This is a genomic window from Pseudodonghicola xiamenensis DSM 18339 (assembly GCF_000429365.1).
Lineage (GTDB): Bacteria > Pseudomonadota > Alphaproteobacteria > Rhodobacterales > Rhodobacteraceae > Pseudodonghicola > Pseudodonghicola xiamenensis.
The window spans coordinates 21170-48167 of record NZ_AUBS01000032.1; the positions used below are offsets into that span (position 1 = coordinate 21170).

At 65.0% G+C, this 26998-nt stretch carries 23 protein-coding genes and 1 pseudogene; 14 read left to right on the top strand and 10 right to left on the bottom strand.

Annotation, left to right across the window (positions count from 1 at the left end; translation table 11 throughout):
- Positions 1–34: 34 nt before the first annotated feature.
- Positions 35–1963, top strand: coding sequence for an AsmA family protein (locus G455_RS0118110; RefSeq protein ID WP_028094989.1), 1929 nt, complete (start codon positions 35–37; stop codon positions 1961–1963).
- 51 nt (positions 1964–2014) lie between these two features.
- Here G455_RS0118110 and G455_RS0118115 read toward each other — a convergent pair whose 3' ends face one another.
- The 4 genes from G455_RS0118115 to G455_RS0118130 are packed head-to-tail and all read right to left on the bottom strand — an operon-like array spanning position 2015 to position 6868.
- Positions 2015–3511, bottom strand: a complete 1497-nt coding sequence (locus G455_RS0118115; protein ID WP_028094990.1) for a phosphomannomutase/phosphoglucomutase — start codon at positions 3509–3511, stop codon at positions 2015–2017.
- Positions 3512–3530: 19 nt separating this feature from the next.
- Entirely contained in the window at positions 3531–4364 is an 834-nt protein-coding gene (gene kdsA, locus G455_RS0118120; RefSeq protein WP_028094991.1) for a 3-deoxy-8-phosphooctulonate synthase, read from the bottom strand.
- Positions 4365–4368: 4 nt separating this feature from the next.
- On the bottom strand, positions 4369–6231 hold the full coding sequence (locus G455_RS0118125; RefSeq protein ID WP_028094992.1) for a capsule biosynthesis protein: 1863 nt from the start codon (positions 6229–6231) through the stop codon (positions 4369–4371).
- On the bottom strand, positions 6209–6868 hold the full coding sequence (locus G455_RS0118130; RefSeq protein ID WP_028094993.1) for an ABC transporter ATP-binding protein: 660 nt from the start codon (positions 6866–6868) through the stop codon (positions 6209–6211). The genes G455_RS0118125 and G455_RS0118130 overlap by 23 nt, the downstream gene beginning before the upstream one ends.
- Positions 6869–7210: 342 nt before the next feature.
- On the opposite strand from G455_RS0118130, the gene G455_RS0118135 reads away from it, so the two are divergent.
- Both G455_RS0118135 and G455_RS0118140 read left to right on the top strand, forming a co-directional pair.
- Complete coding sequence (locus tag G455_RS0118135) at positions 7211–7810, top strand: uracil-DNA glycosylase family protein (protein WP_028094994.1); 600 nt, start codon at positions 7211–7213, stop codon at positions 7808–7810.
- On the top strand, positions 7800–8603 hold the full coding sequence (locus G455_RS0118140) for an SseB family protein (RefSeq protein WP_028094995.1): 804 nt from the start codon (positions 7800–7802) through the stop codon (positions 8601–8603). The genes G455_RS0118135 and G455_RS0118140 overlap by 11 nt, the downstream gene beginning before the upstream one ends.
- 332 nt (positions 8604–8935) lie before the next feature.
- Here the strand turns inward: G455_RS0118140 and yghU are convergent, their stop codons facing one another.
- Entirely contained in the window at positions 8936–9802 is an 867-nt protein-coding gene (gene yghU / locus G455_RS0118145) for a glutathione-dependent disulfide-bond oxidoreductase (RefSeq protein WP_028094996.1), read from the bottom strand.
- A 158-nt stretch (positions 9803–9960) separates the two neighbouring features.
- Complete coding sequence (locus G455_RS0118150; protein WP_028094997.1) at positions 9961–10551, bottom strand: GcrA family cell cycle regulator; 591 nt, start codon at positions 10549–10551, stop codon at positions 9961–9963.
- 411 nt (positions 10552–10962) lie between these two features.
- Between G455_RS0118150 and G455_RS0118155 the strand changes: the two genes are divergently transcribed.
- The 3 genes from G455_RS0118155 (at position 10963) to G455_RS0118165 (ending at position 14363) form a co-directional block, all read left to right on the top strand.
- Positions 10963–12153 carry an aspartate aminotransferase family protein gene (locus tag G455_RS0118155; protein ID WP_028094998.1) on the top strand — a complete coding sequence of 397 codons (1191 nt, stop codon included), beginning with the start codon at positions 10963–10965 and terminating at the stop codon, positions 12151–12153.
- Between the two features lie 67 nt (positions 12154–12220).
- Complete coding sequence (gene argF, locus G455_RS0118160) at positions 12221–13147, top strand: ornithine carbamoyltransferase (protein WP_028094999.1); 927 nt, start codon at positions 12221–12223, stop codon at positions 13145–13147.
- Positions 13148–13364: 217 nt separating this feature from the next.
- Positions 13365–14363: a 2-dehydropantoate 2-reductase gene (locus G455_RS0118165; RefSeq protein ID WP_028095000.1), complete on the top strand. Its 999-nt coding sequence runs from the start codon at positions 13365–13367 to the stop codon at positions 14361–14363.
- 8 nt (positions 14364–14371) lie between these two features.
- Here the strand turns inward: G455_RS0118165 and hrpB are convergent, their stop codons facing one another.
- A complete protein-coding gene (gene hrpB, locus G455_RS0118170) occupies positions 14372–16840 on the bottom strand; it encodes an ATP-dependent helicase HrpB (protein ID WP_028095001.1) in 2469 nt (822 codons plus the stop codon).
- Between the two features lie 574 nt (positions 16841–17414).
- Between hrpB and meaB the strand changes: the two genes are divergently transcribed.
- The 4 genes from meaB to G455_RS0118190 all read left to right on the top strand — a co-directional run bounded on the left by meaB (position 17415) and on the right by G455_RS0118190 (position 19863).
- On the top strand, positions 17415–18392 hold the full coding sequence (gene meaB / locus G455_RS0118175; protein WP_028095002.1) for a methylmalonyl Co-A mutase-associated GTPase MeaB: 978 nt from the start codon (positions 17415–17417) through the stop codon (positions 18390–18392).
- Between the two features lie 163 nt (positions 18393–18555).
- Positions 18556–18849, top strand: a complete 294-nt coding sequence (gene rpmB, locus G455_RS0118180; protein WP_028095003.1) for a 50S ribosomal protein L28 — start codon at positions 18556–18558, stop codon at positions 18847–18849.
- A gap of 119 nt (positions 18850–18968) precedes the next feature.
- Complete coding sequence (locus G455_RS26720) at positions 18969–19319, top strand: hypothetical protein (protein WP_028095004.1); 351 nt, start codon at positions 18969–18971, stop codon at positions 19317–19319.
- A gap of 52 nt (positions 19320–19371) precedes the next feature.
- Entirely contained in the window at positions 19372–19863 is a 492-nt protein-coding gene (locus G455_RS0118190) for a copper chaperone PCu(A)C (RefSeq protein WP_028095005.1), read from the top strand.
- A gap of 71 nt (positions 19864–19934) precedes the next feature.
- Here G455_RS0118190 and G455_RS0118195 read toward each other — a convergent pair whose 3' ends face one another.
- Positions 19935–20627 carry an NAD-dependent deacylase gene (locus G455_RS0118195; RefSeq protein WP_028095006.1) on the bottom strand — a complete coding sequence of 231 codons (693 nt, stop codon included), beginning with the start codon at positions 20625–20627 and terminating at the stop codon, positions 19935–19937.
- Positions 20628–20680: 53 nt separating this feature from the next.
- Between G455_RS0118195 and G455_RS0118200 the strand changes: the two genes are divergently transcribed.
- The gene (locus G455_RS0118200; protein WP_028095007.1) at positions 20681–21130 is read left to right on the top strand and encodes a low molecular weight protein-tyrosine-phosphatase; all 450 of its coding nucleotides are present in this window, start codon (positions 20681–20683) and stop codon (positions 21128–21130) included.
- Positions 21131–21303: 173 nt separating this feature from the next.
- Here G455_RS0118200 and G455_RS0118205 read toward each other — a convergent pair whose 3' ends face one another.
- The gene (locus tag G455_RS0118205; protein WP_028095008.1) at positions 21304–22269 is read right to left on the bottom strand and encodes a LysR family transcriptional regulator; all 966 of its coding nucleotides are present in this window, start codon (positions 22267–22269) and stop codon (positions 21304–21306) included.
- A gap of 120 nt (positions 22270–22389) precedes the next feature.
- Between G455_RS0118205 and hisD the strand changes: the two genes are divergently transcribed.
- Positions 22390–23661 carry a histidinol dehydrogenase gene (hisD, locus tag G455_RS0118210; RefSeq protein ID WP_028095009.1) on the top strand — a complete coding sequence of 424 codons (1272 nt, stop codon included), beginning with the start codon at positions 22390–22392 and terminating at the stop codon, positions 23659–23661.
- Between the two features lie 99 nt (positions 23662–23760).
- On the opposite strand, the gene G455_RS0118215 is transcribed toward hisD, so the two are convergent.
- Positions 23761–24072 carry a hypothetical protein gene (locus tag G455_RS0118215; RefSeq protein WP_028095010.1) on the bottom strand — a complete coding sequence of 104 codons (312 nt, stop codon included), beginning with the start codon at positions 24070–24072 and terminating at the stop codon, positions 23761–23763.
- Positions 24073–24406: 334 nt separating this feature from the next.
- On the opposite strand from G455_RS0118215, the gene lepA reads away from it, so the two are divergent.
- Positions 24407–26206, top strand: a complete 1800-nt coding sequence (lepA, locus tag G455_RS0118220) for a translation elongation factor 4 (RefSeq protein WP_028095011.1) — start codon at positions 24407–24409, stop codon at positions 26204–26206.
- A 643-nt stretch (positions 26207–26849) separates the two neighbouring features.
- A pseudogene (locus G455_RS26995) lies at positions 26850–26998 on the top strand (IS481 family transposase); the annotation flags it as partial.

Genomic DNA, 26998 nt, shown 5'->3' on the forward strand with positions numbered 1-26998 from the left:
AGGCCGGACGCAACGGCAGGGGCAGAGGTTGGCCATGAAATGGATGTTCCGGATTTTGGGGGCTCTGGTGGTGGCGGTGATTGCCGCGGGCATCGGGGTGCTGATGTTGCCCTCGGAGCGGATCGCGCGTCTCGCCGCCGATCAGATCGAGGCCCAGACAGGCCGTAAGCTGACCATCACCGGGGGTCTCAGCCTGTCCTATTGGCCGGTGCTTGGGGTCGAGACCGGGCCGGTGACCCTGGCCAATGCCCCCTGGGCGGGGGAGGAGCCGATGCTGCGTGCGCGCAGCTTGTCGATCGGCGTCTCGACGCGTGATCTGATCGCCGGACGCATCCGGGTGACGCGAGTCGTTGCCGAAGAACCGATGCTGAACCTGACCACCGACAAGGCCGGGCGCGGTAACTGGGTTTTCAGCGATGCTGCTGCCTCTGACACGGCGCAGACTGGCACGAGCGGCGGCTCTGCCACCCCGGTGACGTTGGAGCATGTGCAACTGACCGATGCGCGGTTGCGCTATGCTGCTGCAGGCGCCGACCCGGTCGACCTGGGGCCGGCGGATCTGACGCTCGATTGGCCGCAAGCCTCGGGGCCGGCAGATGTGACTGCGGCGCTGACCTATGACAAGGCCCGGATCAAGGTGTCCGCCCGGATCGCCGCGATGCAGGATTTCATCGACGGCAAACGGGTGCCGTTGGTGGCCAAGGTCGGCACCGCCGGGGCGACGGTCGATTTCGATGGCGAGGCCGATGTTATCGGTGCCGCTTCGGGGCAGATCGAGGCCGACAGCCCGGATACCGCCAAGCTGCTGGCGGCGCTGGGGCTTGGTGATGTCGATCTGCCGAAGGGATTGGGGCGGGCGGCGCACCTATCGGCTGAGGCCGAGATCTCTCCCGATGGCCGACTGGCGCTGCGCGACCTGGCGATCAGTGCCGATCAGAACAGCCTGTCGGGGGCGGCGGATATCGACCTTTCCGGTGCAGTGCCGCAGATCAATGCCGATCTGTCCGCCGGCGTCCTGGACTTGTCGGGGCTGACTGGGGGGGGCGCATCCGGCGGGGCCGGTGGCTCGGGCTCGGCCACGTCCGGCTGGTCGACGGCCCCGATTGATGCCAGCGCGCTCGGCCTGGCGAATGCCTCTGTCAAATTCTCGGCCCAGAGCATACGCGTCGGCGCGATGACGCTGGGGCCGACCAATGCCGAATTGACGCTCGACACCGCCCGGGGAGTGTTGCGACTGACCCCTGCAACCATCTTCGGTGGCAGCCTCTCCGGCCGTTTGGTTGCCAACAATCGCAAGGGCTTTTCTGTTGCGGGCAACCTCCGGGCCAGCGATCTCGACACCACGCAGATGCTCGCGACATTCGCCGGCATCGACCGGCTGAGTGGCAAACTGCAGGCGGATGTGGAGTTTCTGGGCAAGGGGGCATCGGTGGATGCGATCATGAAATCGCTCTCAGGCAAGGGCAGCCTGACGATGGGACGCGGGGTGATCTCGGGGATTGATCTCGACAGGTTGTTCCGGTCCGGCGTGGCATCGGGGGGCACGACCGTTTTCGACAGCTTGACCGGAAGCTTTACGATCAAGGCGGGCAATCTGCATAACGACGATCTGTTGCTGTCGCTGTCGAACTTCCGGGTGAAGGGCGCCGGGCGGGTCGGGCTTGGTGGCCGCGATCTTGATTATCTGGTGACGCCGGTGGCCTTCAAAAGCGATACCAGCGACGGGCTCGAGGTGCCGGTGCGGGTGATAGGCCCCTGGAGCGCGCCGAAGTTCCGGCCCGATCTGGACGCTGCGGCGAAAGCGAAGCTGGACGAGCAGAAAGATGCGCTTGAGCAGAAGGCGAAGGACAAGCTGAAGGAAAAGCTGAATCTGCAGGACGGGCAGAGCACCGAGGACGCGGTGCGCCAAAAGCTGGAGGATGAGGCGAGGAAAGGTATCCTCAAGCTGTTGGGGGGCAATTGAGGCAATTGTCGGCAGGCGCGCCCGAAAGTGTTTCCGGGCGCGCCGCTTGGGTCAGAATGTCTGGTCGTAATCGCCGACGCCGGGTTCGGTCCGGATCACGTCGTCGATCTCCTTGAAGATCGCGCGCAGCTCTTCTTCGCTGACAGAGCTTTCGCAGACCACCACCAGGTTCGGGGTATTCGACGAGGCGCGTACCAGCCCCCAGGAGCCGTTTTCCAGGATCACCCGAGCACCGTTCACGGTGACGACGTCCTTGATCGGCTGACCGGCAAAGCTGTCACCTGCGGCATGTTTTGCGACCAGTTTGTCCACCAGCCGGTCGAGGATCTCGTATTTCTCGGTATCGGCGGCATAGGGCGACATCGTCGGTGTCGACCAGGTCTTGGGCAGCGCCTTGCGCAGATCAGACATCTTCATGTCCGGGTTGCGGTCCATCAGCTTGCAGATCTCGACCGCCACGCGCATGCCGTCGTCATAGCCACGCCCCACGGGGGAGGCCATGAAGTAATGGCCCGACTTCTCGAAGCCCGCCAGCGCGCCCAGTTCGTGCACCCGGCGTTTCATGTGGCTGTGGCCGGTCTTCCAGTAATCGGCCTTGACCCCATTCGCCTTCAGCTCGGGGTCGGAGGCGAAGAGACCGGTGGATTTCACATCCGCGACGAAGGTGGAGCCGGGATAGAGCTTTGACAGATCGCGGGCCATGATCACGCCGACCTTGTCGGCGAAGATCTCCTCGCCCTCGTCATCGACCACGCCGCAGCGGTCGCCGTCGCCGTCGAAGCCAAGCGCCAGATCGGCGCCCGAGGCCTTCAGCGTGGCCGACATGTCGTGCAGCATTTCCATCGCTTCGGGGTTCGGGTTGTAATTCGGGAAGGTATAGTCGAGCTCGTTGTGCGAGGGCACGACCTCGACCCCGAGCCGCTCCAGCAGGGCAGGGGCATAGGCGCCGGCGGTGCCATTGCCGGTGGCGCAGACCACCTTGAGCTTGCGGGTCATTTTGAAGTCGCCCACGAGATCGTCCATATAGGCGTCCCAGACGCCGTCTACGAATTCATATTTGCCGCCCTCGCGTGCCTCGCCCTTGCCGTTCAACACGATGTCCTTCAGTTCGGACATCTCGTCCGGGCCGTGGGTCAGCGGCATGTTGAAGCCCATCTTCACCCCGGTCCAGCCGTTCGGGTTATGCGAGGCGGTGACCATCGCCACCGCGCAGCCTCCCAGGTGGAAGGAGGAGAAATAGGCCATCGGCGTGATGCAGGGGCCGATGTCCTTGACGTGGATGCCGGCCTGCATCAGCCCCAGGATCAGCGCGTTCTTGATCGCCAGGGAATAGTCGCGATAATCGTTGCCGACAGCGATCACCGGGTCGATGCCGCGGGCGATCATCTGGGTGCCAAGGCCAAGCCCCAGCGCCGTCATGCCGGGCAGGTTGATTTCTTCCGGATATTTCCAGCGCGCGTCGTATTCGCGAAAGCCAGTCGGTTTGATCATCGGGGTTTTCAGGAAATTCCAGGTGTTCGGGGACACCTCGTAAAGCGGCCGGGTCATCGTGTCAGAACCTCAAAATTCAAATTTCAATCGGGTTGGCCTTGGCCAGCGCATCAAACTGCATCAGCGTGTCGATCAGCTTTCCCATCTGATCGAGAGGGATCATATTGGGCCCATCCGAGGGCGCGCGGTCGGGATCTTCATGGGTTTCGATGAACACGGCCGCGATGCCCAGAGAGACTGCGGCGCGCGCCATCACCGGGGCGAATTCGCGCTGTCCGCCGGACGATCCGCCCAGCCCGCCGGGCTGCTGCACCGAATGGGTCGCATCCATCACCACCGGATAGCCGGTCTTGGCCATCTGCGGCAGCGCCCGCATGTCGGCGACCAGCGTGTTGTAACCGAAGGAAGAACCGCGTTCGGTCAGCAGGATACGGCTGTTGCCGGTGCTTTCCACCTTGGCCACCACATTCGCCATGTCCCAGGGCGCCAGGAACTGGCCCTTCTTGATGTTAATCACGGCGCCGGTCTCTCCCGCAGCGACCAGCAAGTCGGTCTGACGGGACAGGAAGGCCGGGATCTGCAGGATGTCCACCGCTTGGGCTGCCGCGGCGCATTGTTCGGGCGCATGCACATCCGTCAGGGTCGGCACGCCGATCGCGGCGCGCACCTCTTCCATCACCTTCAGTCCGGCCTCGATCCCGAGGCCGCGCTTGCCGGAGACCGAGGTGCGGTTCGCCTTATCGTAGGAGGCCTTGAAGACATATTGCGCGCCAGCGGCCTCGCAAATCTCCTTCATCCGGCCGGCGATCATCTCGGCATGATCGCGGCTTTCCAGTTGGCAGGGGCCGGCGATCACGGTCAGCGGCAGGTCATTGCCGATCGTCAGACCGGCCACTTCGACATGTTTCATGAGATTACGACGTTATCTGTTCACGGAGAATCGAGGCGGTCAGAGAGATCATCAGGTAGATACCGGAAAACAACAGGAATGCCAAAATCGTATTCTCGAACTTCCTGGGATAGGCGGGATCCTGACTGGCGACCGGCTCGACCGAGGTGGTCAGATAGCGGACCTGGCGGTTCGCTTCCATCCGGGTCTGTTCGACCTGTTGCAGGGACGATTGCAGCATCATGTCCCGGGTGGTGAGGTCGGCCTGGGCCATCTGGATGCGGACGCTGAGCTCGGCCAGGGAGTTTTCGCCCTTCGAGGCATCGACCATCTTCTTGTTGAGCTGATCAAGAAGATCCTGAAGCCGCCGCACATCGCCCTTGGCGCCTTCGACCTTGGCCTGGTTGGGGCGTGGGTTGTCCATCAGCGCGGACAGTTCCAGTTGCTTGTCCTGAAGCTGGATTTCGATGTTGTTGATCTGCCCGCGCAGCGCCGCGATCACCCCTTCGGGATCAAGAATCGCGCCTTTTTGCTGCAGCGTCACCAGCGCCTCCTGCGCCTTGCGCCGTTCGATCTGCGCGTTCTCGAAGCCGGCCAGCGCATCGCGCATCTGGTCCGATCGTTTCTGTTCGCTCAGGTGGTTGACCCGTTCCTCGGCATAGGACAGCAGGCTGCGGGCGAAATTGGCGCTGGTCTCGGGGTCGGCGGCGATCACTTGCATGCGCACCACGCCTTCGGTCGGATCGTAGCCGATCTTTACGTCCTTCGAATAGATCTTATAGGCCTGCTCGTTGGTCGGATCGGCGGGCAGTCGCTGGATCGGGTCGATCCAGGGCTGGCTGAAATGCGCCTTGAACCCCTGATCGGCATCCAGTCGCAGCATGGCGTCCTTGGATTCCAGGTAGGATTGCACTGCGATGGAATCCTGGCTGGTGGCGAATTGCGTGCCGCTGAGCAGGTTGCCCAGACCGGTGCCGCCACCGGCGTTATCTGCCTTGAGGATCAGGAATTCTGACTTGGTGGCGTACATCGGTGTCGCCACGGAATAGAAATACCAGCCGACCACGGCGGTGGGAATCATCACGAAGAAGAACAGCCGCGTCAGCAGAAGCAGCATCTTCTTGCGGCGGCGGCTGACGATATCGCGCTGAATCTCGGTGATTTCCCGTTCGCGTTGTTGCGCCGGGCTGAGGTCTGTCGAGGGCAGGGTAGTGGTGCCCGCAGGGATCGTTTGCGGCAGTTGCACCTTGTCCTTCGGAGCGTCACTATCGTCGCGCGGCACCACCAGTTCCAGCATGTTGGAGCGGTGGAACGGGTCGATGCCCTGCTGCCGAAGCAGCCGGACCGCGTCGAAATCCGATGTCGCCGGCAGGCTGTGTTTCTGCGCCACCCGGCGCGCCATGCGCAATTGCCGGCCAGTCAACCCTTCGCGGCGAATGGCGTCGATCTCTGCCTCGACACTCATCTCATGGGCGGAGGAGACCATGCCGCTGCGCGCTGTGTCTGTCGTGTCAGCTGCCTGGCTGCGGGCGGTATCGTCGTCGATCGTTCCGGCGGTGGTCTCGGCGGTGGTTCCTGCCGTGGTTCCGGTGTCGGCGACTGCGGGCTCTGCCGGGGCGGAGGCATCGGTCGCAGAGGCGGCGGGCGCCTCAGGCGTTGCCGGCTGATCGACGGCTGCCGTCTGTGCCGCGGCATCGCCCGCTGTCGGATCGGCTTCGGGCCGACGGGCGGTGTCGTTCTCCGTCACCACGCGGGGGCGCAGCCGCTCAACCTCGGGCGGGCGCGACGGGTTGGTCTCGCCCTGTTGCTCGACGGTCGCAGCCTGGGCGCTGCCCGCGGCGGGGCTGCGGCGGATACGGAATTTCTTAGCCTTGGGTTTCATAGTCATAAAGCTGCTTCGCCTCTTCCAAGGTGTCGAACATATGTAACTTGCCATTCAGCAGGACGGCTGCCGAACGAGCGAACTTTTCCAGGGTGGCGGGCTGGTGCGACACGATGATGATCGTAGTGGTGCGCAGCCGCTCTTTCAGAATGGCGCCGGCCTTGCGGTTGAACTCCACGTCGGTCGAGCTCGGCATGCCTTCGTCGATCAGATAGATGTCGAAGTCCAGTGCCAGCATCAGCGCGAAGGAAAACCGCGATCGCATCCCCGAGGAATAGGTGCCGATCGGCTGGTCGAAATATTCCCCGAGCCCGCAGAGCCAGCGGCAATAAGCTTCGACATAGTCGGGGTCCATGCCGTAGAGCCGGGCGATATAGCGCGAATTCTCCATCGCCGAGATGCGGCTGACGACGCCGCCCATGAAGCCCAGGGGAAAGGAAATCTTGCAGCCGCGCCGAATTTCGCCTTCGTCGGGCTTTTCCAGGCCGGCCATCATGTTGATCAAGGTGGTCTTGCCGGTGCCGTTGGGCGCCAGGATGCCCAGCGATCGGCCAAGATCCACCCGGAAGGACACCTGATCCAGAATCACCTTGCGGCGAACCCCGGTCCAGAAGGATTTGCTGACGTTGTCGAATTCAAGCATTGTGTCTTCCGGAGCTGCAGATGCAGCCTTGGCTTCCTTGCGTCATGTGCACTGGCTTATGCTCAGGCCGCCTCTTTATCAGAGGAGTATTAACGACTTACAGGGGGAATTGGGCTAGATTATGTCGAAATATGAAACAAAATCCCATCAAGATTGAGGCCGAAATGGGGCAACGCCGACAGCAGTCTGGATGGGTCTTTCCCCACTTTGGTGGCTGCGGAAGATGGGGGTGTTTGCGCGTTTTGTTTCCGTTTCGTGAACGGGTGATTAAGTCTGTCAGGCGGCGCGGGCAGGGGGAACAGTCGGCAGGAATGGCCCGACACGGTGGGAAAAGGGCGGTTGATGGCCGGGTCTTCTGACCTGATCGAGCAGATCCGTGCTTGCCGATTGTGTGCCGATCGCTTTGCCGCGACGGCGACTCATCACGTGCCGCGTCCCGTTGTCTGGTATCGTCCGGGCGCGCGCATTCTGATAGCCGGGCAGGCGCCGGGTGCCCGGGTGCATGAAAGCGGACGTCCCTTCACCGATCCTTCTGGTGATCGGCTGCGGGGCTGGCTGGGGATGGATGCGGAGAGCTTCTATGATCTGTCCCGGGTGGCGGTGGTGCCGATGGGGTTTTGTTTCCCCGGCTACAACGACCGAAAGGCCGATCTGCCGCCGCCGGCGCTTTGTGCTCGCACCTGGCACGGTCGCGTGATGGCGGAACTTGCCGATGTCGAGCTGAAGATCCTGGTGGGCGGGCATGCGCAGCGCTGGCATATGGGAATAAAGTCCCCGGTGACCGCGACAGTGGCCGGCTGGCGCGATCATGCGCCGCGCGTCTTTCCCTTGCCTCATCCGTCCTGGCGCAATACCGCATGGCTGAAGAAAAACCCCTGGTTCGAGGCGGAACTGCTGCCGGTTCTGCGCGCCCGGGTGAAGGAGGTGCTGAATGAGCGATGAGACCGAAGAGCTGACCCCGATCGACATGGCCCATGCGGCGATGGAGGCCGCCGGCGATGAGGGGGCCGCGCGGCTGCGGTTCTACGAACGGCTCGCCGATGCCGAACTGTTCCTGTTGCTGACCGAAGAGGCGTTGGACGATAACGTTTCGCCCGAGATCTTCGATACCGAGGACGGGCGGTTCGTGTTGGTCTTCGATCGCGAGGAACGGCTGGCGCGCTTCGCCGAACGGGTGGCGCCCTATGCGGCGATGTCGGGCCGGATCCTGGCCGAGATGTTGCGGGGGCAGGGTGTCGGGGTAGGGCTCAATCTGGGGGTCGCTCCCTCGGCCATCCTGATCCCGCCGGCGGCGATGGACTGGCTGTGCGACACGCTTTCCCATGCGCCGCAGGAAACCGAGGCGCAGATCAGCGAGGTGATCGCGCCGGGTGGGCTGCCCGAGGAGCTGATCACCGCGATCGACACCAAGCTGGCGACTGCAGTGGGGCTGGCGCGGGTGGCCTATCTGGTCGGCACCCGCGATGCCGCCGGAGGCCATGGTCATCTGCTGGCCTTCGTTGATGCGCTGGAACAGGCCGAGGGGGCGCTGGCCAAGGCAGCGAGCGAGGCGCTGACCTTTTCGGGCATCGAGGCAGGCGCGATGGATGTCGGGTTCTTCACTGGCGACGACCCGGTGACCGCGAGTTTCGCGGCGGTCGGTCTGCGCTTTGATCTGCCCGAACCCGCCAAGCCCGAGCCCCTGTTCCAGGAGGCGCCGGGCAGCAATCCGGCAAAGCCGCCGATCCTGAAGTAGGTGTAGGCTGCGGGGAGACGGGAAAGGGGGGGCTCTGCCCCCGTCGCCTGCGGCGCCTCCCCCGGGATATTTCCAGCCAGAAAAAGGGGGTGAGCGGCGCCCGGAAAACAGTCCAGCGGACTGTTTTCAGCCGCGAACGGGCGTAGCCCCGGGAGGCGCAGGGACAAGCAGTCCAGCGGACCGTTCGGCGGGGAAACTCTCCCCCGGAGAGTTTCCTGATCCGCCTCTTGTCAGCCGTGAGCAGGCAAAATCCGGCGAACCGCCTGCGCCGAGAGCGGGTGTCATGCGGACGGAGGGCGCGGGCGGCCCCGGAGGATGGCCCGCGCCGGCGTTCACTCCTCGGCGGTGAGTTTGTCTTGCGTTCTGGTGTCGAAATCGCTGGCGTCATGGCGTTCGTGCAATTGCAGCGACGGCTCACCGAAGGTGCGATTGACCATGCGCCCGCGCAGCACCGCAGGGCGGGCGTTGATCTGTTTCGCCCAGCGACGGACATGGGCGTAGCTCTCGACGTCGAGGAAGGTGGCCGCGTCGTAGAGGCGGCCCAGAACCAGTTGTCCGTACCAGGCCCAGATCGCGATATCGGCGATGGTGTAATCATCGCCGGTCATGAACTGCCGGTCGGCCAGATTGCGGTTCAGCACGTCGAGCTGGCGTTTGACCTCCATCGCGAAACGGTCGATCGGATATTGCCATTTTTCCGGCGCATAGGCGTAGAAGTGGCCGAAGCCGCCGCCCAGATAGGGGGCGCTGCCCATCTGCCAGAACAGCCAGGACAGCATTTCGGCCCGGTTTTCCGGCGCGCCGAGGAAGGCGCCGAACTTCTCGGCCAGATGCAAAAGGATGGCGCCGGATTCGAAGATGCGGATGGGGGTGTCGCCGCTGTAGTCCATCAGCGCGGGGATTTTCGAGTTCGGGTTGACCTCGACGAAGCCCGAGCCGAACTGATCGCCGTCGCCGATCTTGATCAGCCAGGCGTCATAATCCGCGCCAGCATGACCGGCGGCCAGCAGTTCCTCGAAAAGAACAGTGACCTTTACCCCGTTGGGGGTGGCCAGAGAATAGAGTTGGAAGGGGTGTTCGCCCTTTGGCAGTGCCTGGTCGTGGGTCGGGCCGGCGATGGGGCGGTTGATGCTGGCAAAGCGGCCGCCGCTCTGCTTGTCCCAGGTCCAGACCTCGGGCGGGGTGTAGGGGGTATTCATGCGCGTTCCTCCTGTTGTGACGGATCCTCGTCGGGCGGGATGTCACAAGGGGTAAGCCTGCGCACGGGCTTTGCCAAGCCGGGGAGGGCGCAGGGCGCGCTGTGCGCTGCTGCACGATCGCGTGCGGTCCGGATCGGGGCCGCACGCTTGCGCGGGACTCAGCGACGCCGGTCGCGCCGGGTGCTCATCGGCTGGAAGGCGACGCCGACATGGGCCTCGCAATAGGGTTTGCCGGCCTGGGTCGGCAGGCCGCAGAACCAGAAGTCATCGGTTGCCGGGTCGCCGACAGGCCATTTGCAGGTGCGTTCGGTCAGCTCCATCAGAGTAAGCTTCTTGGCCTTCTTTTCGACCTCGCTCACCTTGGCGAGCGCCTCGGGGCTGATTTCATTTGCGGAGGGTTGCGGCGGCAGCGGCTGGCCGGCGGGGATGATCTGCTTGCGCGCCGGCGGCATCGGGCGCGGTTCCGCGGCCGGTTTGGCCTCGGCGGCGGGGCGGGGGGCAGGTTCCGGGCGCGGTTCCGGTTTGGGCTTGGCCGCGACCTCGGGCTTCGGTGTCTCGATTGGTTTTTCCTTGGCTTCGGCTTTGACCGGCGCGGCCCCGGTGGTACGGTTGGACAGTCCCAGGCGGTGCACCTTGCCGATCACGGCGTTGCGGGTGACGCCGCCCAGCTCCTTGGCGATCTGGCTGGCCGACTGGCCCTCGGCCCACATTTTCTTGAGCAGTTCAACGCGCTCGTCAGTCCAGGACATCTTGTGCCTTTCAAAGCTGAAAAGCGGCCCGCACTGCGGGGGCCGCTCTGATCATTTCCCATCGGACACTTATTTTAATCACTGTTGGGCGAGATACAAGGCGGCTTGGACAGGGGGCGATGGGACGGATGTGTTCGCGGGGGAGGGATCGCCCGCGTCTTGGCGGCGGGGCGGAACAGGCGCTGCGATTGGGGCTTTCCTTTTGCCGGTGTTCGGGCTAAGCGTGCGCCATGATCGACCTGGCACATATCCGACAGCTCCGACGCCGACGCGCACACGCGTAACGGCGCCTCTCGATCTTTTGCACTGGAATTCCGGTGCAGTTCCCCTTCATATCTATCTCAAATCGTTGACCCAAGCGCCCAAGCCGGGCATTCCCTTGGGCCTGTGCTACCCGCAAAGGATGATCCTATGATCCCGTCCGTTCTGCCGACCTATAACCGCGCGCCGCTTTCCTTCGTCAAAGGCGAAGGCTCCTGGCTGATCGAGGCGGATGGCCGACGTTTCCTTGACCTTGGCGCCGGCATCGCGGTGAACGCGTTGGGCCATGCCCATCCGGCGCTGGTGGCGGCGCTGACCGATCAGGCGCATCGGGTCTGGCACGTGTCGAACCTCTATCACATCCCCGAACAGGAGGCGCTGGCCGATCGGCTGGTGGAGGCGACCTTTGCCGATACCGTCTTCTTCACCAACTCGGGCACCGAGGCCTGCGAACTGGCAGTGAAGATGGCGCGGAAATACTGGTATGACAAAGGTCAGCCGGAGAAGACCGATATCATCGCTTTCGAAGGTTCGTTCCACGGACGCTCCTCGGCCGGGATCGCGGCGGCGGGATCCGAGAAGATGGTCAAGGGCTTCGGCCCGATCCTGCCGGGGTTCAAGCATCTGCCCTGGGGCGATCTGGCGGCGCTGGAGGCAGCGATCGACGAGACGACCGGTGCAGTGCTGCTGGAGCCGGTACAGGGCGAGGGCGGCATTCGCCCGATCGCCGATGCCGACCTGAAGGCGATCCGGGCGCTTTGCGACGAAAAGGGCTGTCTGCTGGTGCTGGACGAGGTGCAATGCGGCATGGGCCGCACCGGCCGGCTGTTCGCGCATGAATGGGCCGGGATCACCCCGGACATCATGATGGTGGCCAAGGGCATCGGCGGCGGCTTCCCGCTGGGCGCGGTGCTGGCGACGGAAGAGGCTGCTTCGGGCATGACGGCGGGGACTCATGGTTCCACATATGGCGGCAACCCGCTGGGCTGCGCCGTAGGCTGTGCTGTGATGGAGCAGATCAATACGCCGGCGTTCCTGCATGGGGTGAACCGCAAGGCGGGCATGCTGCGTCAAAAGCTCGAGGGGCTGGTCGCCGCCCATCCAGATGTTTTCGAAGAGGTGCGCGGGCTCGGCTTGATGCTGGGGTTGAAGTGCAAGGTGCCGAACGGCGATGTGGTGGCCGCGGGCTATGACAATCTGGTCATCACCGTGCCGGGCGGCGACAATGTGATCCGCCTGTTGCCGCCGCTCAACCTCAGCGAGGATGAGATCGCCGAGGCTTTGACGCGGCTCGAGGCTGCGGCCGAGACGGTCGCGGCCAAGCTGGGCGAAACCGCCTGAGATCGCGCGGCGGGCGCCGCATTCTTTCCCGGGCGGTGCGACCGTCCCAAGACGAAAAGTAAGCAAGATGAATCATTTTCTGGATATCTACAAAACCGACCCCGCCGCGCTGCGGGGGATGATCGACCAGGCGCGTCAAATGAAGCAGGCGCGTGCGGGGCGGCCGAAGGGAACTCCCGATGACGACCAGCCGCTGGCCGGCCGGATGGTGGCGCTGATCTTCGAGAAGCCCTCGACCCGGACCCGAGTGTCCTTTGACGTCGGCGCCCGCCAACTGGGGGCGGAGACCATGGTGCTGTCGGGCAAGGACATGCAGCTTGGTCATGGCGAGACCATCGCCGATACCGCCCGAGTGCTGTCGCGCTATGTCGATCTGATCATGATCCGGACCTTCGATGAAACCGTGCTGACCGAGATGGCGGAATATGCCTCGGTCCCGGTGATCAACGGGCTGACCGACCGGACCCACCCTTGCCAGATCATGGCCGATATCCTGACTTATGAGGAACACCGCGGCCCGATCGCCGGCAAGAAGGTGGTCTGGGCCGGCGATGGTAACAATGTCTGTGCCTCGTTCCTTCATGCCGCCGGGCAGTTCGGCTTCGATCTGACGTTCACCGGCCCGGCGCAGCTCGATCCGGAAGAGGAGTTCGTGGGCTTCGCGCGCGACAAGGGGGCCAAGGTGGTGATCGAACGCGATGCTGCCAAGGCGGTTGAGGGCGCCGATCTGGTGGTGGCCGACACCTGGGTCAGCATGCATGACAGCCAGAGTTCGAAAGAGCGGCGGCACAACATGCTGCGGCCCTATCAGGTGAATGCCGCGCTGATGAAACACGCCAAGCCTGACGCGCTGTTCATGCATTGCCTGCCGGCGCATCGCGAGGAGGAGGTGACCTCTGAGGTGATGGACGGGCCGCAATCGGTGATTTTCGACGAGGCGGAGAACCGGCTGCATGCGCAAAAGGCGGTCATGCGCTGGTGCATGGGCGCCTGAGACCCTCCGTATTCGCCCACGGCTTGGTCGAAGCCGAGATGGAGCGCCCCGGCTGTCTGGCCGGGGCGTTTTCGTTTGTTGCGGGAGCCTCCGGCGGGGATATTTGACGCCAGAAAAAGGACAGGGGTGTTTCGCTGGAACGGGCGCGTCATTGTCGGCGTTTCGCGAAGGGGGCGACAGGAGTACACTAGGATCAGATTTGCGACGGGAGGAGGTCATGTCTGAGGAACGTATCGTCATCGCCGGGGCCGGCGCGATCGGCTGTTTCGTCGGCGGACTTCTGGCCGCGGCCGGGCATCCGGTGACGTTGCTGGGGCGCGAGCGGGTGCTTGGCCCGATCCGTGCAAGCGGGCTCAAACTGACCGATTTTTCCGGTCTGGAGGTGAGGGTGGGCTCCGGTCGGTTGGGGCTGGCGCAGCGCCCCGAGGCACTGGAGGGGGCGGCGCTGGTCTTGGTGGCGGTTAAATCCGGGGCGACCGCGACAATCTCTGCCGAGATCGCGGCGCATGCGCCGCAGGCGGCGCCGGTGATCAGCCTGCAAAATGGGGTCGGCAATGCCGATCTGTTGCGCGCGGCGCTGCCCGGGCGCGATGTCCGTGCCGCGATGGTGGGGTTCAACGTGGTGCCGGCCGGGCCTGCCGCCTGGCATCGTGCCAGCAGCGGCGATATCGTGATCGAGGCCGGGGCGGGCGATCTGGCGGCGCGGCTGTCGGTGCCGGGGCTGGTCGTGCGGGAGGTCGATGACATCCTGCCGGCGCAATGGGGCAAGCTGCTGTTGAATTTGGCCAATGCGCTTAATGCCCTGTCCGGAATTTCGTTGCGCGATCAGCTACTGGATCGGGAGTGGCGCCGCCTGATGGCCGATCAGATCGCCGAGGCGCTGAGGGTACTGCGCCGGTCCGGGATCGTCGCGCGGCCGCCGGCGCCGGTGCCTGCCGTACTGCTGCCGGCTATTTTGCGGTTGCCGACGCCGTTGTTTACCCGGATCGCGGAGCGGATGCTGACGATCGACCCGATGGCGCGGACCTCCATGGCCTATGATCTCGAGGACGGGCGCCTGACCGAGATCGACCATATGCAGGGGGCGATCGTGGAGCTGGCGCAGCAGCAGGGGGGGCGGGCGCCGATTTGCGAGCGGGTCGCGCGGCTGGTGCATGAAGTCGAGGCGCAGGGATATCGCGGGCTGCGCAAGACGCCGGCAGAGATTCGCGGCTGAACCTTGTGTCACTCGGCCGGGCGGTCGCGCCGCTTGGTGCGCAGGGTCGGATCGGCTTGGGTCGGGTCCTCGGGCCAGGGATGTTTGGGGTATTGCGCCCGCATGTCCTTGCGCACATCGGCATAGGAGCCGGCCCAGAAGCCGGGCAGATCGCGGGTCACCTGAACTGGGCGCTGGGCGGGGGAGAGGAGCGTGATCTTGATCGGCTGACCGGCGCTGGTCGGGTGGGTGGTGACGCCGAAAAGTTCCTGCAGCCGCAGGGCGATCTCGGGCCCGTCGCCGCCGGAATAGTCGATCGGCACCTTGCGCCCCAGCGGCGTGGTGAAGGAGCCGGGCACCCGGCGATCGAGCTCTTGCTGCTGATCCCAGCTCAGCGCCGCCTGCAAGGCGGGGTGGGGATCGAAACGCTTCCAATCCTCCGCCGTTTTCACCTTGCCCAGCATCGGCAGCAGCCAGTCCTCCAGCGTCGCCATCAGCCCGTCGGGCGAGAAGTCGGGAAGATCGGCGCCGGTGGCGCGCAACAGTTCCACCCGTGCCGCCAGTCGTGCCGCAGCCCCATCGAGGCGCAGGCCCAGATCGCGCACGCCCTCGAGCATGGCGCGGGCCACCGCCTCGGGTGGCACGTCCTTCCAGACCCGGTCATCCAGCACCAGCGTGCCGAAACGCTCTTGCCTGCGCGCCACCACCCGGCGGTCGCGTTTCGACCAGTCGCAGTGATCGATCCAGCCGATCTGGTCGGCGAAAAGCTCGCGGATATCGCGCTCGCCGATCTGCGCCGCCATGCGGATCTTCGCCTCGCGCGGGTCACCGTCGAGGTCGGTCGCGACCACGAAGGGGGCGCCAGCCAGCGGGTCGCCCGCGGTCATCACCGCGCCCTTGCCGCCCGAAAGGACATAGCGCGGGGCATCGCCCTTGCGGCGTTGGCCGATGCGGTCGGGATAGGCGAGCGCGGCCATGGCGGCGGCGGAGAGGCCGGGCAGGCTTGCCTCGGGGGCTTGCGCGCGCAGGCGCTTGGCCTCGGTCCGGATGCGCTCCAGCGTCGGGCGGGTGACCTCGAAGGGGCGCTCGGCGGTGAATCGTTTGAGATCGCGCAGCGCCTCGAGCCGCAGGGTCAGATCCGAGGGCGCGGCGCGCAGCGGGTCGCGTTCCTCGATCAGGGCGGCGAGGGGAGCGGCTTCGGGGCCGGCCAGTACCAGCATATGGGCGACGCGCGGGTGCAGCGGCAGCGTGGCCAAGGCCCGGCCGTGATCGGTGATCCGGCCCTTGTCGTCCAACGCTCCCAGCAGGCGCAGCAGCGTCCGCGCCTCGGCCAGGGCGCCGGCGGGCGGCGGGGTGAGAAAGGCCAGTTCCTGATCCGAGGCGCCCCAGAGCGCGAGATCAAGCGCGAGGCCGGTCAGGTCTGCCGCCTCGATCTCGGCCGGCGGGAAGGAGGCGAGGGCGCCTTCCTCTCCCTTCGACCAGAGCCGATAGCTGACGCCTTCGGCCACCCGACCGGCGCGACCGGCGCGTTGGGTTGCCTCGGCCCGGGTCACCCGTTCGGTCACCAGCCGCGACATGCCGGCGCCGGGATCGAAACGGGCGCGTCGCGCCAGCCCCATGTCGACCACCACCCGCACGTCCTGGATGGTGAGCGAGGTTTCGGCGATGGAGGTCGCCAGCACGATCTTGCGCCCCGATGTGGCGGGCTCGATCGCGGCGCGCTGTGCGGCGAAGGGCAGCGCGCCATAGAGCGGGCGGATCTGGACGCTGTCGGGCAGGCGGCGGGAAAGGGCGGTTTCTGCGCGGCGAATCTCCCCCTCCCCGGGTAGGAAGACCAGAAGGCCGCCGCCCAGCTTCCGCGTCTCAGTCTCGGCCCGCACCACCAGATCGGCCAGCGCCTCGTCCCGCCGCGCCCGGGGGCCGAGCGGGGTGTCGAGCCAGCGGGTTTCCACCGGGTAGCTGCGTCCTTCCGAGGTGATGACGGGCGCGCGCATCAGATCGCCCACCGGTCCGGCGTCGAGCGTTGCTGACATCGCCAGCAGGAGCAGATCGTCGCGCAGGGCGCCGGCGACTTCGAGACAGAGGGCAAGGCCGAAATCGGCGTTGAGGGAGCGTTCGTGGAATTCGTCGAAGATCACCGCACCGATGCCGGACAGCTCCGGATCGGATTGCAGCATGCGGGTCAGGATACCTTCGGTCACCACCTCGATCCGGGTGGTTTTCGACACCTTGCTGTCGCCGCGAACGCGATAGCCGACGGTCTGGCCCGGCGCCTCGCCCAACGTCTCGGCCATGCGTTCGGCGGCGGCGCGGGCGGCAAGGCGGCGGGGCTCCAGCATGACGATGCGCCCTGTCGTCAGCCCGGCGTCGAGCATCGCCAGCGGCACCCGCGTGGTTTTCCCCGCTCCGGGCGGCGCCTGCAAGACGGCGCGGCCCTGTTGGCGCAGGGCCTCCAGCAGATCGGGCAGGGCGGTGTCTATGGGCAAGCTCTGGGTCATCCGCGCCTTATCCGACAAAGCGGCCGGCGGGTCTAGCGGCGCAGCAGCACCAGGGGGGCCACGGATCGTCTCGCCCCGGATGCGATAGGCGCCGATGCAGAGCCCTCATCGGCTTCGGCCTCTTCGGTGAAGGGAGGGAGTTCGGGCCGCCGCTCACCGTCGAACTCCCGCTGGCGCAGAGGGTGGAGCGGGCGACCGCTGCGGGGGAGGCGTTGCCGCGCTGCCGCTGCAGCGCAAATCGGCTGGTGATTCGCTGCGACTGGTGTTCATGATCTCGCCGCGGAAGGGGGGGCGGAAATGGGCGCCATCGTGCGGGCCGGCCTCGCTGTTCGGAAGCGGGAGGCAACGACATGGCAGCGCGGATCGACCGAACCGGTCAGAACCGGGGGCCAAGCTTCGGCTCCAGCGCCAGGATCGAGAAATATGTCTCCAGCAGTTTTGCCCCGGGGCAGAGGCGGCGAGGCGCAGAAGCAGGCTCCGGATCAGGCCCCGGGTCATGCGGCCGCAGCCCTCCGCACTGGACAAATGTCGTCCGGCCAAGGCATGTAGGGCGCTGGACCGGCAGGATATGAGCATGCGGATACAAGACCTGGGTGACAAGATCTTAAAGGGCGATCGCCGCGCCTTGGCGCGGGCGATCACGCTGGTGGAGAGCAGCCGTCAGGACCATCGGGCAGAGGCTGCGGCGCTGCTGGATCAACTGCGGGCGGTCGGGCGGCAGGCGGTGCGTGTCGGCCTGTCGGGCACGCCGGGGGTGGGCAAATCCACCTTTATCGAGGCCTTCGGCATGATGTTGACCGGGCAGGGGCTGCGGGTTGCCGTGCTGGCGGTGGATCCGTCTTCGACCCGCTCGGGCGGCTCGATCCTGGGCGACAAGACCCGGATGGAGCGGTTGAGCCGCGATCCCAATGCCTTCATCCGCCCCTCTCCCAGCCAGTCGCATCTGGGTGGTGTGGCGCGGCGCACCCGCGAGGCGGTGGAGCTGTGCGAGGCCGCTGGTTTCGATGTCATCCTGATCGAGACGGTGGGGGTGGGCCAGTCCGAGACCGTGGTGGCGGAGATGTCTGATCTGTTCGTGCTGCTGCTGGCACCGGCCGGCGGGGATGAATTGCAGGGCGTCAAGCGCGGCATCATGGAGATGGCCGATATCATCCTGGTCAACAAGGCGGATGGTGATCTGAAGCCGGCGGCGACGCGGACCTGTTCGGATTACGCCGGTGCGTTGAGGCTGCTGCGCAAGCGCCCTCAGGACCCGGAGGGCTTTCCCAAGGCAATGATGGTGTCGGCTCAGACCGAAGTGGGGCTGGCAGAGGCCTGGACAGAGATGCAGGCGCTGATCGACTGGCGGCGGGAGAATGGGTTCTGGGACCGGCGGCGCGCCGATCAGGCGCTCTACTGGTTCGACCAGGAGGTGCGTCAGGCACTGCTCGCACGGCTGGAGACCGGTGAGGCGAAAGCGGCAATGGCCGAGCTTTCCGCCCGGGTCGCGGCAGGCGATATCTCTCCGGCGGGGGCAGCTGAAGCCATGCTGCGCGAGCATCTGAGAATGTGAGTGGGGCCTGTGCAGCCGGGGCTTGACGATTCCCTGCCGCACGCGTAATAGCCTGCGAACGAGATTCCGGGCGCTGCCAAAGCGGCGCCCCTGTTATTTGCAGGGCCACGCGGGGGTTCCAGAACCCCGGCATCAACGCCCGAGAAAAGACGAGGATGAAACCATGTCGCGCCGTTGCGAACTGACCGGTAAAGGCCCCATGACTGGCAACAACGTCAGCCATGCTAAAAACAGAACCCGCCGGCGTTTTCTGCCGAACCTGAACGATGTGACGCTGCAGTCCGAAACGCTGGGGCGTGGCGTCAAGCTGCGGATCTCTGCTGCCGCGCTGCGCAGCGTCGATCACCGGGGTGGTCTGGACGCCTTCTTGGCCAAGGCCAAGGACGAAGAGCTTTCGGATAACGCTCTGAAAATCAAGAAAGAGATCGCCAAGGCTGCTGCTGCCAACGCCGCCTGATCCTTTCTGATCCGTCAGGACAGTTGCAAACCCCGTGCCCCAGGTGCGGGGTTTTGCCGTACCGTGCCTGCAGCTTTGCGCTTGCCCGTCGGATCCCTGCCTGACTATATGCTGCGGCTATGATCCGTAGTTGGCGCATATATTTCGGTTTGGCTCTGGTCGTCGTGATGGCGCTGACCAGCCAGAGCATGGCCGTCGCCCGGGGCGCCGCCGGCGTCGCCGGGCAGATCGAGATTTGCATCGGCTCCGGTCCGGTCACCGTCTATGTCGACGACAGCGGCAATCCCACGGGCCCGCCGCATATCTGCCCCGATTTCGCGCTGCATTTCCTGGCCTTCGTGACGCCGCCCGCGATCTTGCCGGCGCCGCTGACGCTTGAGGTGCGGCGGCTGTCGGCCTGTCAGCGGGGGCTTTGTTCCGGCCGCCCGGTGCCGACAGCCCGGGCCCGGGATCCTCCCTCTGTCGGCTGATATCTGTTCCCAGTTCCAAGCCACAGACGACGACCACAAGAGGAGAGAGATCATGTCTGTCAAAACCGTTCTTATCGCCGCTGCCACGACCCTGGCCCTGGCCTTGCCTGCCGTTGCCGGCGATATCCAGGTGCAGGACGCCTATGCCCGTGCAGCGACCAAGATGTCGAAGACCGGCGCCGCCTTCATGGTGCTGATGAATGAGGGCGATCAGGACGACCGGCTGGTCGCGGCCAACTCGGATGTCGCGAAGCGGGTCGAATTGCATACCCACAAGGACAACGGCCAGGGCGTCATGAGCATGATGAAGGTCGAGGAAGGCTTTCCTGTCCCCGCCCATGGTCACCATGCGCTGGCGCGTGGCGGTGACCACGTCATGCTGATGGGGCTGACCCGGCCGTTGGAGCAGGGTGATATCGTCCAGATCACCCTGACCTTCGAAAAGGCCGGCGAGGTGACGATCGACGTGCCCGTCGATCTAGAGCGCCAACCGCAGGGCGGCATGCAGATGCAACAGCATGGTCAGATGAAAATGAACAACTGAGTCGACGGCGATCGCCAGACATCGGGCCGCACCTTCGGGGGCGGCCCTTTGCGTTGGGCGGATCGCCTGCCTTAACGCGCTAGAAGTTCCTCGACCCAGACCGGCACGGTCCGGGTTGCCGGGCCAAAGCGGGTATCGTCGAATTGCGACACCACCGCCGAGGGATCGAGATTCAGCTCGATGGTATGGGCGCCGGCGGCGGCAGCCTCTTGTACGAAGCCGGCGGCGGGATAGACTTGGCCCGAGGTGCCGATGGCGGCGAAAATATCCGCACTCACCAGATGGTCGAAGATCTGGTCCATGAAATAGGGCATCTCCCCGAACCAGACGATATCGGGGCGTGCGGTGGAGGTCTTGCAACTCGGGCAGGGTTCTCCGACGGTCATGCGCATCGGCGCGGGCCAGCGTTGACCGCAGGCAGAGCAGAGCGCGCTGTCAAGCTGGCCGTGCATATGCAGCACTCCGGTCGCACCGGCCTTTTCATGCAACCCGTCGACGTTCTGGGTGACGATCACCACCTCGCCCGGGAAATCCCGTTGCAGCCTGGCCAGCGCCACATGGGCGGTGTTGGGCTGTGCCTGCGCCGCCTGCAGGCGGCGCATGTTATAGAACTCCTGCACCAGGGCAGGATCGCGGGCGAAGCCTTCGGGGGTGGCCACGTCCTCGATCCGGTGCTGGGCCCAGAGTCCGCCCTCGTCCCGGAAGGTGCCGAGGCCGCTTTCGGCGGAAATGCCGGCGCCGGTCAGGATGACGATCTTTTCCATGGGCTTCCCTCGCGGTTTGCGCTGTCTTATCAGGGTGGCGGAAGGAGATGTCGATGACCACCCGTATTCTGTTTGTCTGTCTTGGCAATATCTGCCGGTCGCCGGCGGCGGAAGGGGTGGCGCGCGCCCTGTTGCCCGATTGCGAGATCGACAGTGCCGGCACCTCGGGTTGGCATGTGGGAGAGCCCCCCTATGGGCCGATGCGGGCGGCGGCGCGGGCGCGCGGGATTGATCTGGCTGCGTTGAGGGCGCGGCAGTTCGAGCCTGCTGACTTCAGCCGGTTCGATCTGATTCTGGCGATGGATGGGCAGAACCTGCGCGACATCGAGGCGCAGCGCCCGGTGGGGCGCGACACACCGGTACGGCTGTTCACCGATTACATTGCGGACAGCGGCACCGACCATGTGCCCGATCCTTACTATACCCGGGATTTCGATGGGGCGCTCGACCTGATCGAGGCGGCGGCAGCGGGTCTCAGGCGTGCGTTACGCGCCGAAGGCTGAGGCGTTTTCCAGTCAGATATTAAGAGAAGTCAAATTCGCAGCCCGAGGATGCGAAATCTTGGCCCGCGCCGCTTGTCCTTGGGGTTGCTGCGGTTAAGGATTGTCGTGCCCCTTGCCTCGAAGCCTTGCCGATGTGTTCCGATCGCGCTGCCCCCGCCAGATTATATCCCGGATCATTCCTCAAGCACCCGAAGCTGACCTGCCAGCCAGGGCAGTCGGCTGACCGCAGGGTCGATCATCTGGCTACGCACAAGCTGGCGCATGGTCTGGGCCACGTCGCGCGGCACCCGATCGGCCCAGTCGGCGGCGGCAAACAGCGAAATGGTCCGCGAGAAGGGGGTGAAGGGCAGGGGAAAGACGTCGATATCGTCGTGGAAGCGACCGGCGCGCATATAGCCCAGCGGGGTGGTCAGCGCCCAGCCGATGCGACGGGCGACCATGGCCATCAGCGCCAGATGGCTGCCGATCTCGAAACGCTCTTCGAACAGCAGGCGCTGGCGGGACAGATGCGCTTCGATCTGGCGCGAGATCATCTGTTCCTTGGCGTAGCGCAGGAACGGCAGGCCCGACAAGGATTCCATAATGTTCTGCCGGTTACGGACCGCGCCGCGCGGGGCAACCAGGACAAAGGGATCGCGGGCAAGCGGATATTCCGAAATTCCTTCGCGCAGCTCTCCGGTACTGGCGGCGACGGCGATATGCAGCCGGCGTTCCTCCAGCGCATCGTTGATTTCATGGCTGGGCGCGGTGATCATCTTGAAGCGGCAGCGGGTCAGGCTTTCGGCCAGGGTGGTGACCAGTCGCGGGGTCAGGTCGTTGTCGAAATCGTCGATGATCCCGAAGGAGAGCGTTGTCAGTTCGCTCAGGTCCATCACGGTCAGCTCACTCTGCGCCAGACGCAGTTCCGACAGCACCGCCTCGGTGCGGGCAAGAAAACCGCGGCCCGCCGGCGTCAGCACCATCGGGCGGCGACCGTGATCCAGCAGCTCGGTACCGAGTGCGGTTTCCAGATTGCGCAATTGCTGGCTGACGGCAGGCTGGCTGAGACCGGTCAGCTCGGCCGCCTGGGCCACGGAACCGGTCGAGCCGAGCGCGGCGAATACTTCGAGCCCGCGCAGCGTGACGCCTTTCATGAGCATGTCATGCTTCCTCACAGTTTTACCTTTTGTGAATATAGACGTGATTTGGGTCAAGTCCTCGCAGCCTGTCGCGGCAGGTCGCGTGGGTGAGATTGCAATGCTGCCCGGGAAGGAGCTGTCATGTCCGCTGAGGTTCTCAAGGCCGCCGGTGCCGCACCGGCTGATGTCGTCGGCGATGTCGCGGAGCAGGTGGCGGCGATGCTGGCCCGCCTGGCTGCCGGCGGCGAGGCGGCCGCCCGCGATTACGCGCTGGCGCTCGATGGTTGGGAGGGGGCGGTGGTGCTGTCCCCGCGGCAGGTCGCGGCGGCGGCGGATCAGGTGCCGGAGGCGCTGAAGCAGGCAATCGGCTATGCGCATGAGAACATCCGCCGGTTCGCCGAGGCGCAGCGTGCTTCGGTGCGGGAGTTCGAGGTCGAACTGCGTCCGGGGCTGATGGCGGGGCAGCGGCTGTTGCCGCTGTCTGCCGCCGGTTGCTATGTGCCGGGGGGGCGCTATGCGCATATCGCCTCGGCGCTGATGAGCATTACCACCGCACGGGTCGCCGGGGTCAGGGATATCACCGTGTGCTCGCCGCCCCGGGGGGCTGCGGGGATCGCTCCGGCGCTTCTTTATGCGATGTCACTGGCGGGGGCCGACAGGGTGCTGGTGCTGGGCGGGGTGCAGGCGCTGGCCGCGATGGCGCAGGGACTGTTCGGGGCGCCGGCGGCGGATATCCTGGTCGGGCCGGGCAATGCCTTTGTGGCCGAGGCCAAGCGGCAGTTGTTCGGTCCCGTTGGAATCGACATGTTCGCTGGCCCGACTGACCTGCTGGTGGTGGCGGACCGATCTGCCGATCCGCAGGTGATCGCCTGGGACCTGGCCGCGCAGGCCGAACATGGTGCCAGCTCGCCTGTCTGGCTGGTCACCGACCACCGTCCGCTGGCCGAGGCTGTTTTGCGGCTGTTGCCCACCTGCTTCGATCAATTGCCCGAGCCGAATGCCACTGCGGCGCGGCAGGCCTGGGAGGGGCTGGGAGAGGTCAGGCTGTGTTCCTCGCGTGAGGAGATGGCGGCGCTGGCCGACGATTACGCGCCGGAACATCTGCATGTCCAGGCGGCGGATCCCGCTTGGTGGCGCGCCCGGCTTGGGGTCTATGGCTCTCTGTTTCTGGGGGCGGAAACGGCCGTGGCCTTCGGAGACAAGGCGGCTGGTCCCAATCATGTACTGCCCACTGCGCGGGCGGCGCGCTATACCGGCGGGCTGAGTGTTCACAAGTTTCTGAAGGTGGTGACCTGGCAACGGGCCGTTGCTCCGGCCTTGCCCGATCTGGTCCTGGCCACCGCTAGGATCAGCCGGGCGGAGGGAATGGAAGGCCATGCCCGCAGCGCCGAATTGCGGCGGGCAGGGCCGTGAGTGTGAACGCTTGCTGGCGGATGCAGGGCAAAGCGTGCGGGGCGGCGACAGCACTGGTGCTGGGCGAAGCGCGCCCCTCTGTCGTGCGCCCGGATCGCCTCAGCCGCAGACCTGATTGGCGCGATCGCCGAAGGCGCGATACCGCTCCCAGAGCTTGGAATCGCTGCTGCGGCTGGACTGGCGGATTTCCTGCGCCTGATGCGGATCGCCGAACCAGCGGGCGACCTTGCGCCGTTCCGAGGCGCTGAGGCTGGAATTCGCGACTCGCTGGATGCAGCTGCACAGCTGCGGCGAGGCCGCAGAGCGGTTCGATTGGCGGCAAGCGCGCTCGATCACGCCAGCCTCGGTCGGGGCGGGGGCCGCCCATCCCAGGGCTCCGGCGCAGAGCGCGACGGTCAGCAGATATTTCATCGTCTTCCTCTTTCCGGGTCGTTCTCCGGGGCCGGACCATCGGGCCGGGCCGGATCGGCAATACTATGTTCCAGTCTCGTCCGCGAGGCAATTGCAGCGCTGTCGCAGGTAATCGGAAAAACCGTCGCCGAATCCCATGCTGAGGGGCAGGTATGCCCGAGTTCCCCATGCGTTCACGGGCGCTGCGCCTGCCTGTGATCCGCAGGTTGTGGCGTGTCCGCTCCCCTGGCAGAGCACTATGGCAAAATTAAGGAATGGGAAAGGATGGGTCGCAAGCACCATGTCGCGCGCGTGCCGGCTTGACGGACATCGCGTTCCCAGACATATCGCGCGTATGACCGAGCTTTCGCATATCCGCAATTTTTCCATCGTGGCCCATATCGACCACGGGAAATCCACGCTTGCAGACCGCCTGATCCAAGAGACCGGGACGGTGCAGGATCGTGACATGAAAGAGCAGCTTCTCGACGCGATGGATATCGAGCGCGAGCGCGGCATCACCATCAAGGCGAACACCGTGCGCCTTGATTACAAGGCCGACGATGGGGAGACCTATATCCTCAATCTGATCGACACCCCCGGCCACGTCGATTTCGCCTATGAGGTCTCCCGCTCGATGCGCGCGGTCGAGGGCTCGCTTCTGGTGGTGGATAGCACCCAGGGGGTCGAGGCGCAGACGCTGGCAAATGTCTATCAGGCGATCGACGCCGATCACGAGATCGTGCCGGTCTTCAACAAGATCGACCTGCCGGCCTCAGACGTGTCCCGCGTTGCGGAGCAGGTCGAGGATGTGATCGGCATCGACGCCTCTGGCGCGATTGCGGTTTCGGCCAAGACCGGGCAGGGCATCCACGAGGTGCTGGAAGCCATCGTCACGCATCTGCCGGCCCCCCAGGGCGACCGTGCGGCGCCACTGAAGGCGATGCTGGTGGACAGCTGGTATGATTCCTATCTGGGGGTCGTGGTTCTGGTGCGCATAATGGACGGCGTGCTGAAGAAGGGCGAACGCATCAGGATGATGTCGAACGGGTCGATCCATCACGTTGACCGCATCGGCGTGTTCCGGCCGCAGATGCAGCCGGTGGACGAATTGGGCCCGGGCGAGATCGGCTTTCTCACGGCCTCGATCAAGCAGGTGCGCGACACCCGCGTCGGCGACACCATCACCCACGAGAAGAAGGGCTGTGATACGCCGCTGCCGGGATTCAAGCCGGCACAGCCTGTGGTGTTCTGCGGTCTCTTCCCGGTGGATAGCGCCGAATTCGAGGATCTGCGCGACGCGATCGAGAAACTGGCGCTGAACGACGCCTCCTTCAGTTCCGAGATGGAGACCTCGGCCGCGCTCGGTTTCGGGTTCCGCTGCGGCTTCCTCGGGCTCTTGCATCTCGAGGTGATCCGCGACCGGATCGAACGCGAATATAATATCGAGCTGATCACCACCGCGCCTTCGGTCGTCTATCATGTCTACATGAAGGACGGCACGATGACAGAGCTGCATAACCCCGCCGACATGCCGGACCTGACCTATGTCGACCACCTGGAGGAGCCGCGGATCAAGGCGACGATCCTGGTGCCCGACGACTATCTGGGCGATGTGCTGAAGCTGTGCCAGGACCGTCGCGGCATTCAGGAAGACCTGAGCTATGCCGGGCCGCGGGCCATGGTGGTCTATGACCTGCCGCTGAACGAGGTGGTCTTCGACTTCTACGACCGGTTGAAATCGGTCACCAAGGGCTATGCCAGCTTCGATTACCAGATGACCGGCTATCGCGAGGATACGCTGGTCAAGATGCAGATCCTGGTGAATGACGAGCCGGTGGATGCGCTCTCGGTGATGGTGCACCGCGATCGGGCCGAGATGCGCGGCCGGGCGATGGTGGAAAAGCTCAAGGAGTTGATCCCGCGTCACATGTTCAAGATCCCGATCCAGGCGGCCATCGGCGGCAAGGTCATCGCCCGTGAAACGCTTTCGGCACTGCGTAAGGACGTGACCGCCAAATGCTACGGCGGCGACGCCACTCGGAAGCGGAAGCTTCTGGAGAAGCAGAAGGCGGGCAAGAAGAAGATGCGCCAGTTCGGGAAAGTGGAAATCCCGCAGGAAGCGTTTATTTCGGCGTTGAAGATGGACAGCTGAGGCTGTCCGTTTTCAGGGCCAGTGGGCAAAAGCGGTTGGCGCAGCCAACTGCGTGCCCACACCCAGGTCAGTTACGCGCCAAACACGCCTAAGCGCTAACCCTCCAAGCTCCCGGTAGGATGCAGCCGTAGGGAGGGCTTCAGCCCGCCACCCCCGGTCGCCCTCTCGTCAAAACAGCCAACTATCGGGAACCTCTCCCAACACCCGCCCCGCCCGGCGTCCACGCCGGGCAGCGCCCGACCCGCCCCGTCGCACCGAAGGTGCGCCGCCTAACGTCGGCACGCCTCCGGCGTGACGGCGGGCGCTTCGCACCCACCCCGTGCGGGGCGCTGCCCTTGGTGGGTGATTGGAAACGTCAGAGTTGGAACATGTTTTGGTTGTCCAACGTGGACACATCTCAGGCGTATATGATTAGGTGTTTGATCCCAAGGTTTGATGGTGTGATCCTTTCGTTGGAATGGAAGGAAGCATTATGGGGCAATTCGTCACGGCAGCGCCACGTACTGTTACCCGGCAGGCGATTTGCATAGCAAATCTGCCGAGAGGGCACGCACGACGTCAGAGCAGCAATACAGCGATCGCAAGCTTCGATCGCGGAGCTGAGCCTGGGGTCCAAGCGACAAGCGATTGATCCAGTGGATCAATCGCCGCGCAGGACGGGATCAACCCCAAAACGGTCGCGAAGTGGCGCAAGCGACAGACCGTCGATGATCGCAAGACCGGGCCTCGGAAGCCGCGCTCAACCGTTCTCAGCGAAGAAGAGGAAGCCATGCTCGTTGCGTTCCGACGGCA

Bases quoted from the DNA above. Each gene is read 5' to 3' on its own strand.
- G455_RS0118110 (WP_028094989.1), top strand. From the start codon at position 35: ATGAAATGGATGTTCCGGATTTTGGGGGCTCTGGTGGTGGCGGTGATT.
- G455_RS0118115 (WP_028094990.1), bottom strand. From the start codon at position 3,511: ATGACCCGGCCGCTTTACGAGGTGTCCCCGAACACCTGGAATTTCCTG.
- kdsA (WP_028094991.1), bottom strand. From the start codon at position 4,364: ATGAAACATGTCGAAGTGGCCGGTCTGACGATCGGCAATGACCTGCCG.
- G455_RS0118125 (WP_028094992.1), bottom strand. From the start codon at position 6,231: ATGACTATGAAACCCAAGGCTAAGAAATTCCGTATCCGCCGCAGCCCC.
- G455_RS0118130 (WP_028094993.1), bottom strand. From the start codon at position 6,868: ATGCTTGAATTCGACAACGTCAGCAAATCCTTCTGGACCGGGGTTCGC.
- G455_RS0118135 (WP_028094994.1), top strand. From the start codon at position 7,211: ATGGCCGGGTCTTCTGACCTGATCGAGCAGATCCGTGCTTGCCGATTG.
- G455_RS0118140 (WP_028094995.1), top strand. From the start codon at position 7,800: ATGAGCGATGAGACCGAAGAGCTGACCCCGATCGACATGGCCCATGCG.
- yghU (WP_028094996.1), bottom strand. From the start codon at position 9,802: ATGAATACCCCCTACACCCCGCCCGAGGTCTGGACCTGGGACAAGCAG.
- G455_RS0118150 (WP_028094997.1), bottom strand. From the start codon at position 10,551: ATGTCCTGGACTGACGAGCGCGTTGAACTGCTCAAGAAAATGTGGGCC.
- G455_RS0118155 (WP_028094998.1), top strand. From the start codon at position 10,963: ATGATCCCGTCCGTTCTGCCGACCTATAACCGCGCGCCGCTTTCCTTC.
- argF (WP_028094999.1), top strand. From the start codon at position 12,221: ATGAATCATTTTCTGGATATCTACAAAACCGACCCCGCCGCGCTGCGG.
- G455_RS0118165 (WP_028095000.1), top strand. From the start codon at position 13,365: ATGTCTGAGGAACGTATCGTCATCGCCGGGGCCGGCGCGATCGGCTGT.
- hrpB (WP_028095001.1), bottom strand. From the start codon at position 16,840: ATGACCCAGAGCTTGCCCATAGACACCGCCCTGCCCGATCTGCTGGAG.
- meaB (WP_028095002.1), top strand. From the start codon at position 17,415: ATGCGGATACAAGACCTGGGTGACAAGATCTTAAAGGGCGATCGCCGC.
- rpmB (WP_028095003.1), top strand. From the start codon at position 18,556: ATGTCGCGCCGTTGCGAACTGACCGGTAAAGGCCCCATGACTGGCAAC.
- G455_RS26720 (WP_028095004.1), top strand. From the start codon at position 18,969: ATGATCCGTAGTTGGCGCATATATTTCGGTTTGGCTCTGGTCGTCGTG.
- G455_RS0118190 (WP_028095005.1), top strand. From the start codon at position 19,372: ATGTCTGTCAAAACCGTTCTTATCGCCGCTGCCACGACCCTGGCCCTG.
- G455_RS0118195 (WP_028095006.1), bottom strand. From the start codon at position 20,627: ATGGAAAAGATCGTCATCCTGACCGGCGCCGGCATTTCCGCCGAAAGC.
- G455_RS0118200 (WP_028095007.1), top strand. From the start codon at position 20,681: ATGACCACCCGTATTCTGTTTGTCTGTCTTGGCAATATCTGCCGGTCG.
- G455_RS0118205 (WP_028095008.1), bottom strand. From the start codon at position 22,269: ATGCTCATGAAAGGCGTCACGCTGCGCGGGCTCGAAGTATTCGCCGCG.
- hisD (WP_028095009.1), top strand. From the start codon at position 22,390: ATGTCCGCTGAGGTTCTCAAGGCCGCCGGTGCCGCACCGGCTGATGTC.
- G455_RS0118215 (WP_028095010.1), bottom strand. From the start codon at position 24,072: ATGAAATATCTGCTGACCGTCGCGCTCTGCGCCGGAGCCCTGGGATGG.
- lepA (WP_028095011.1), top strand. From the start codon at position 24,407: ATGACCGAGCTTTCGCATATCCGCAATTTTTCCATCGTGGCCCATATC.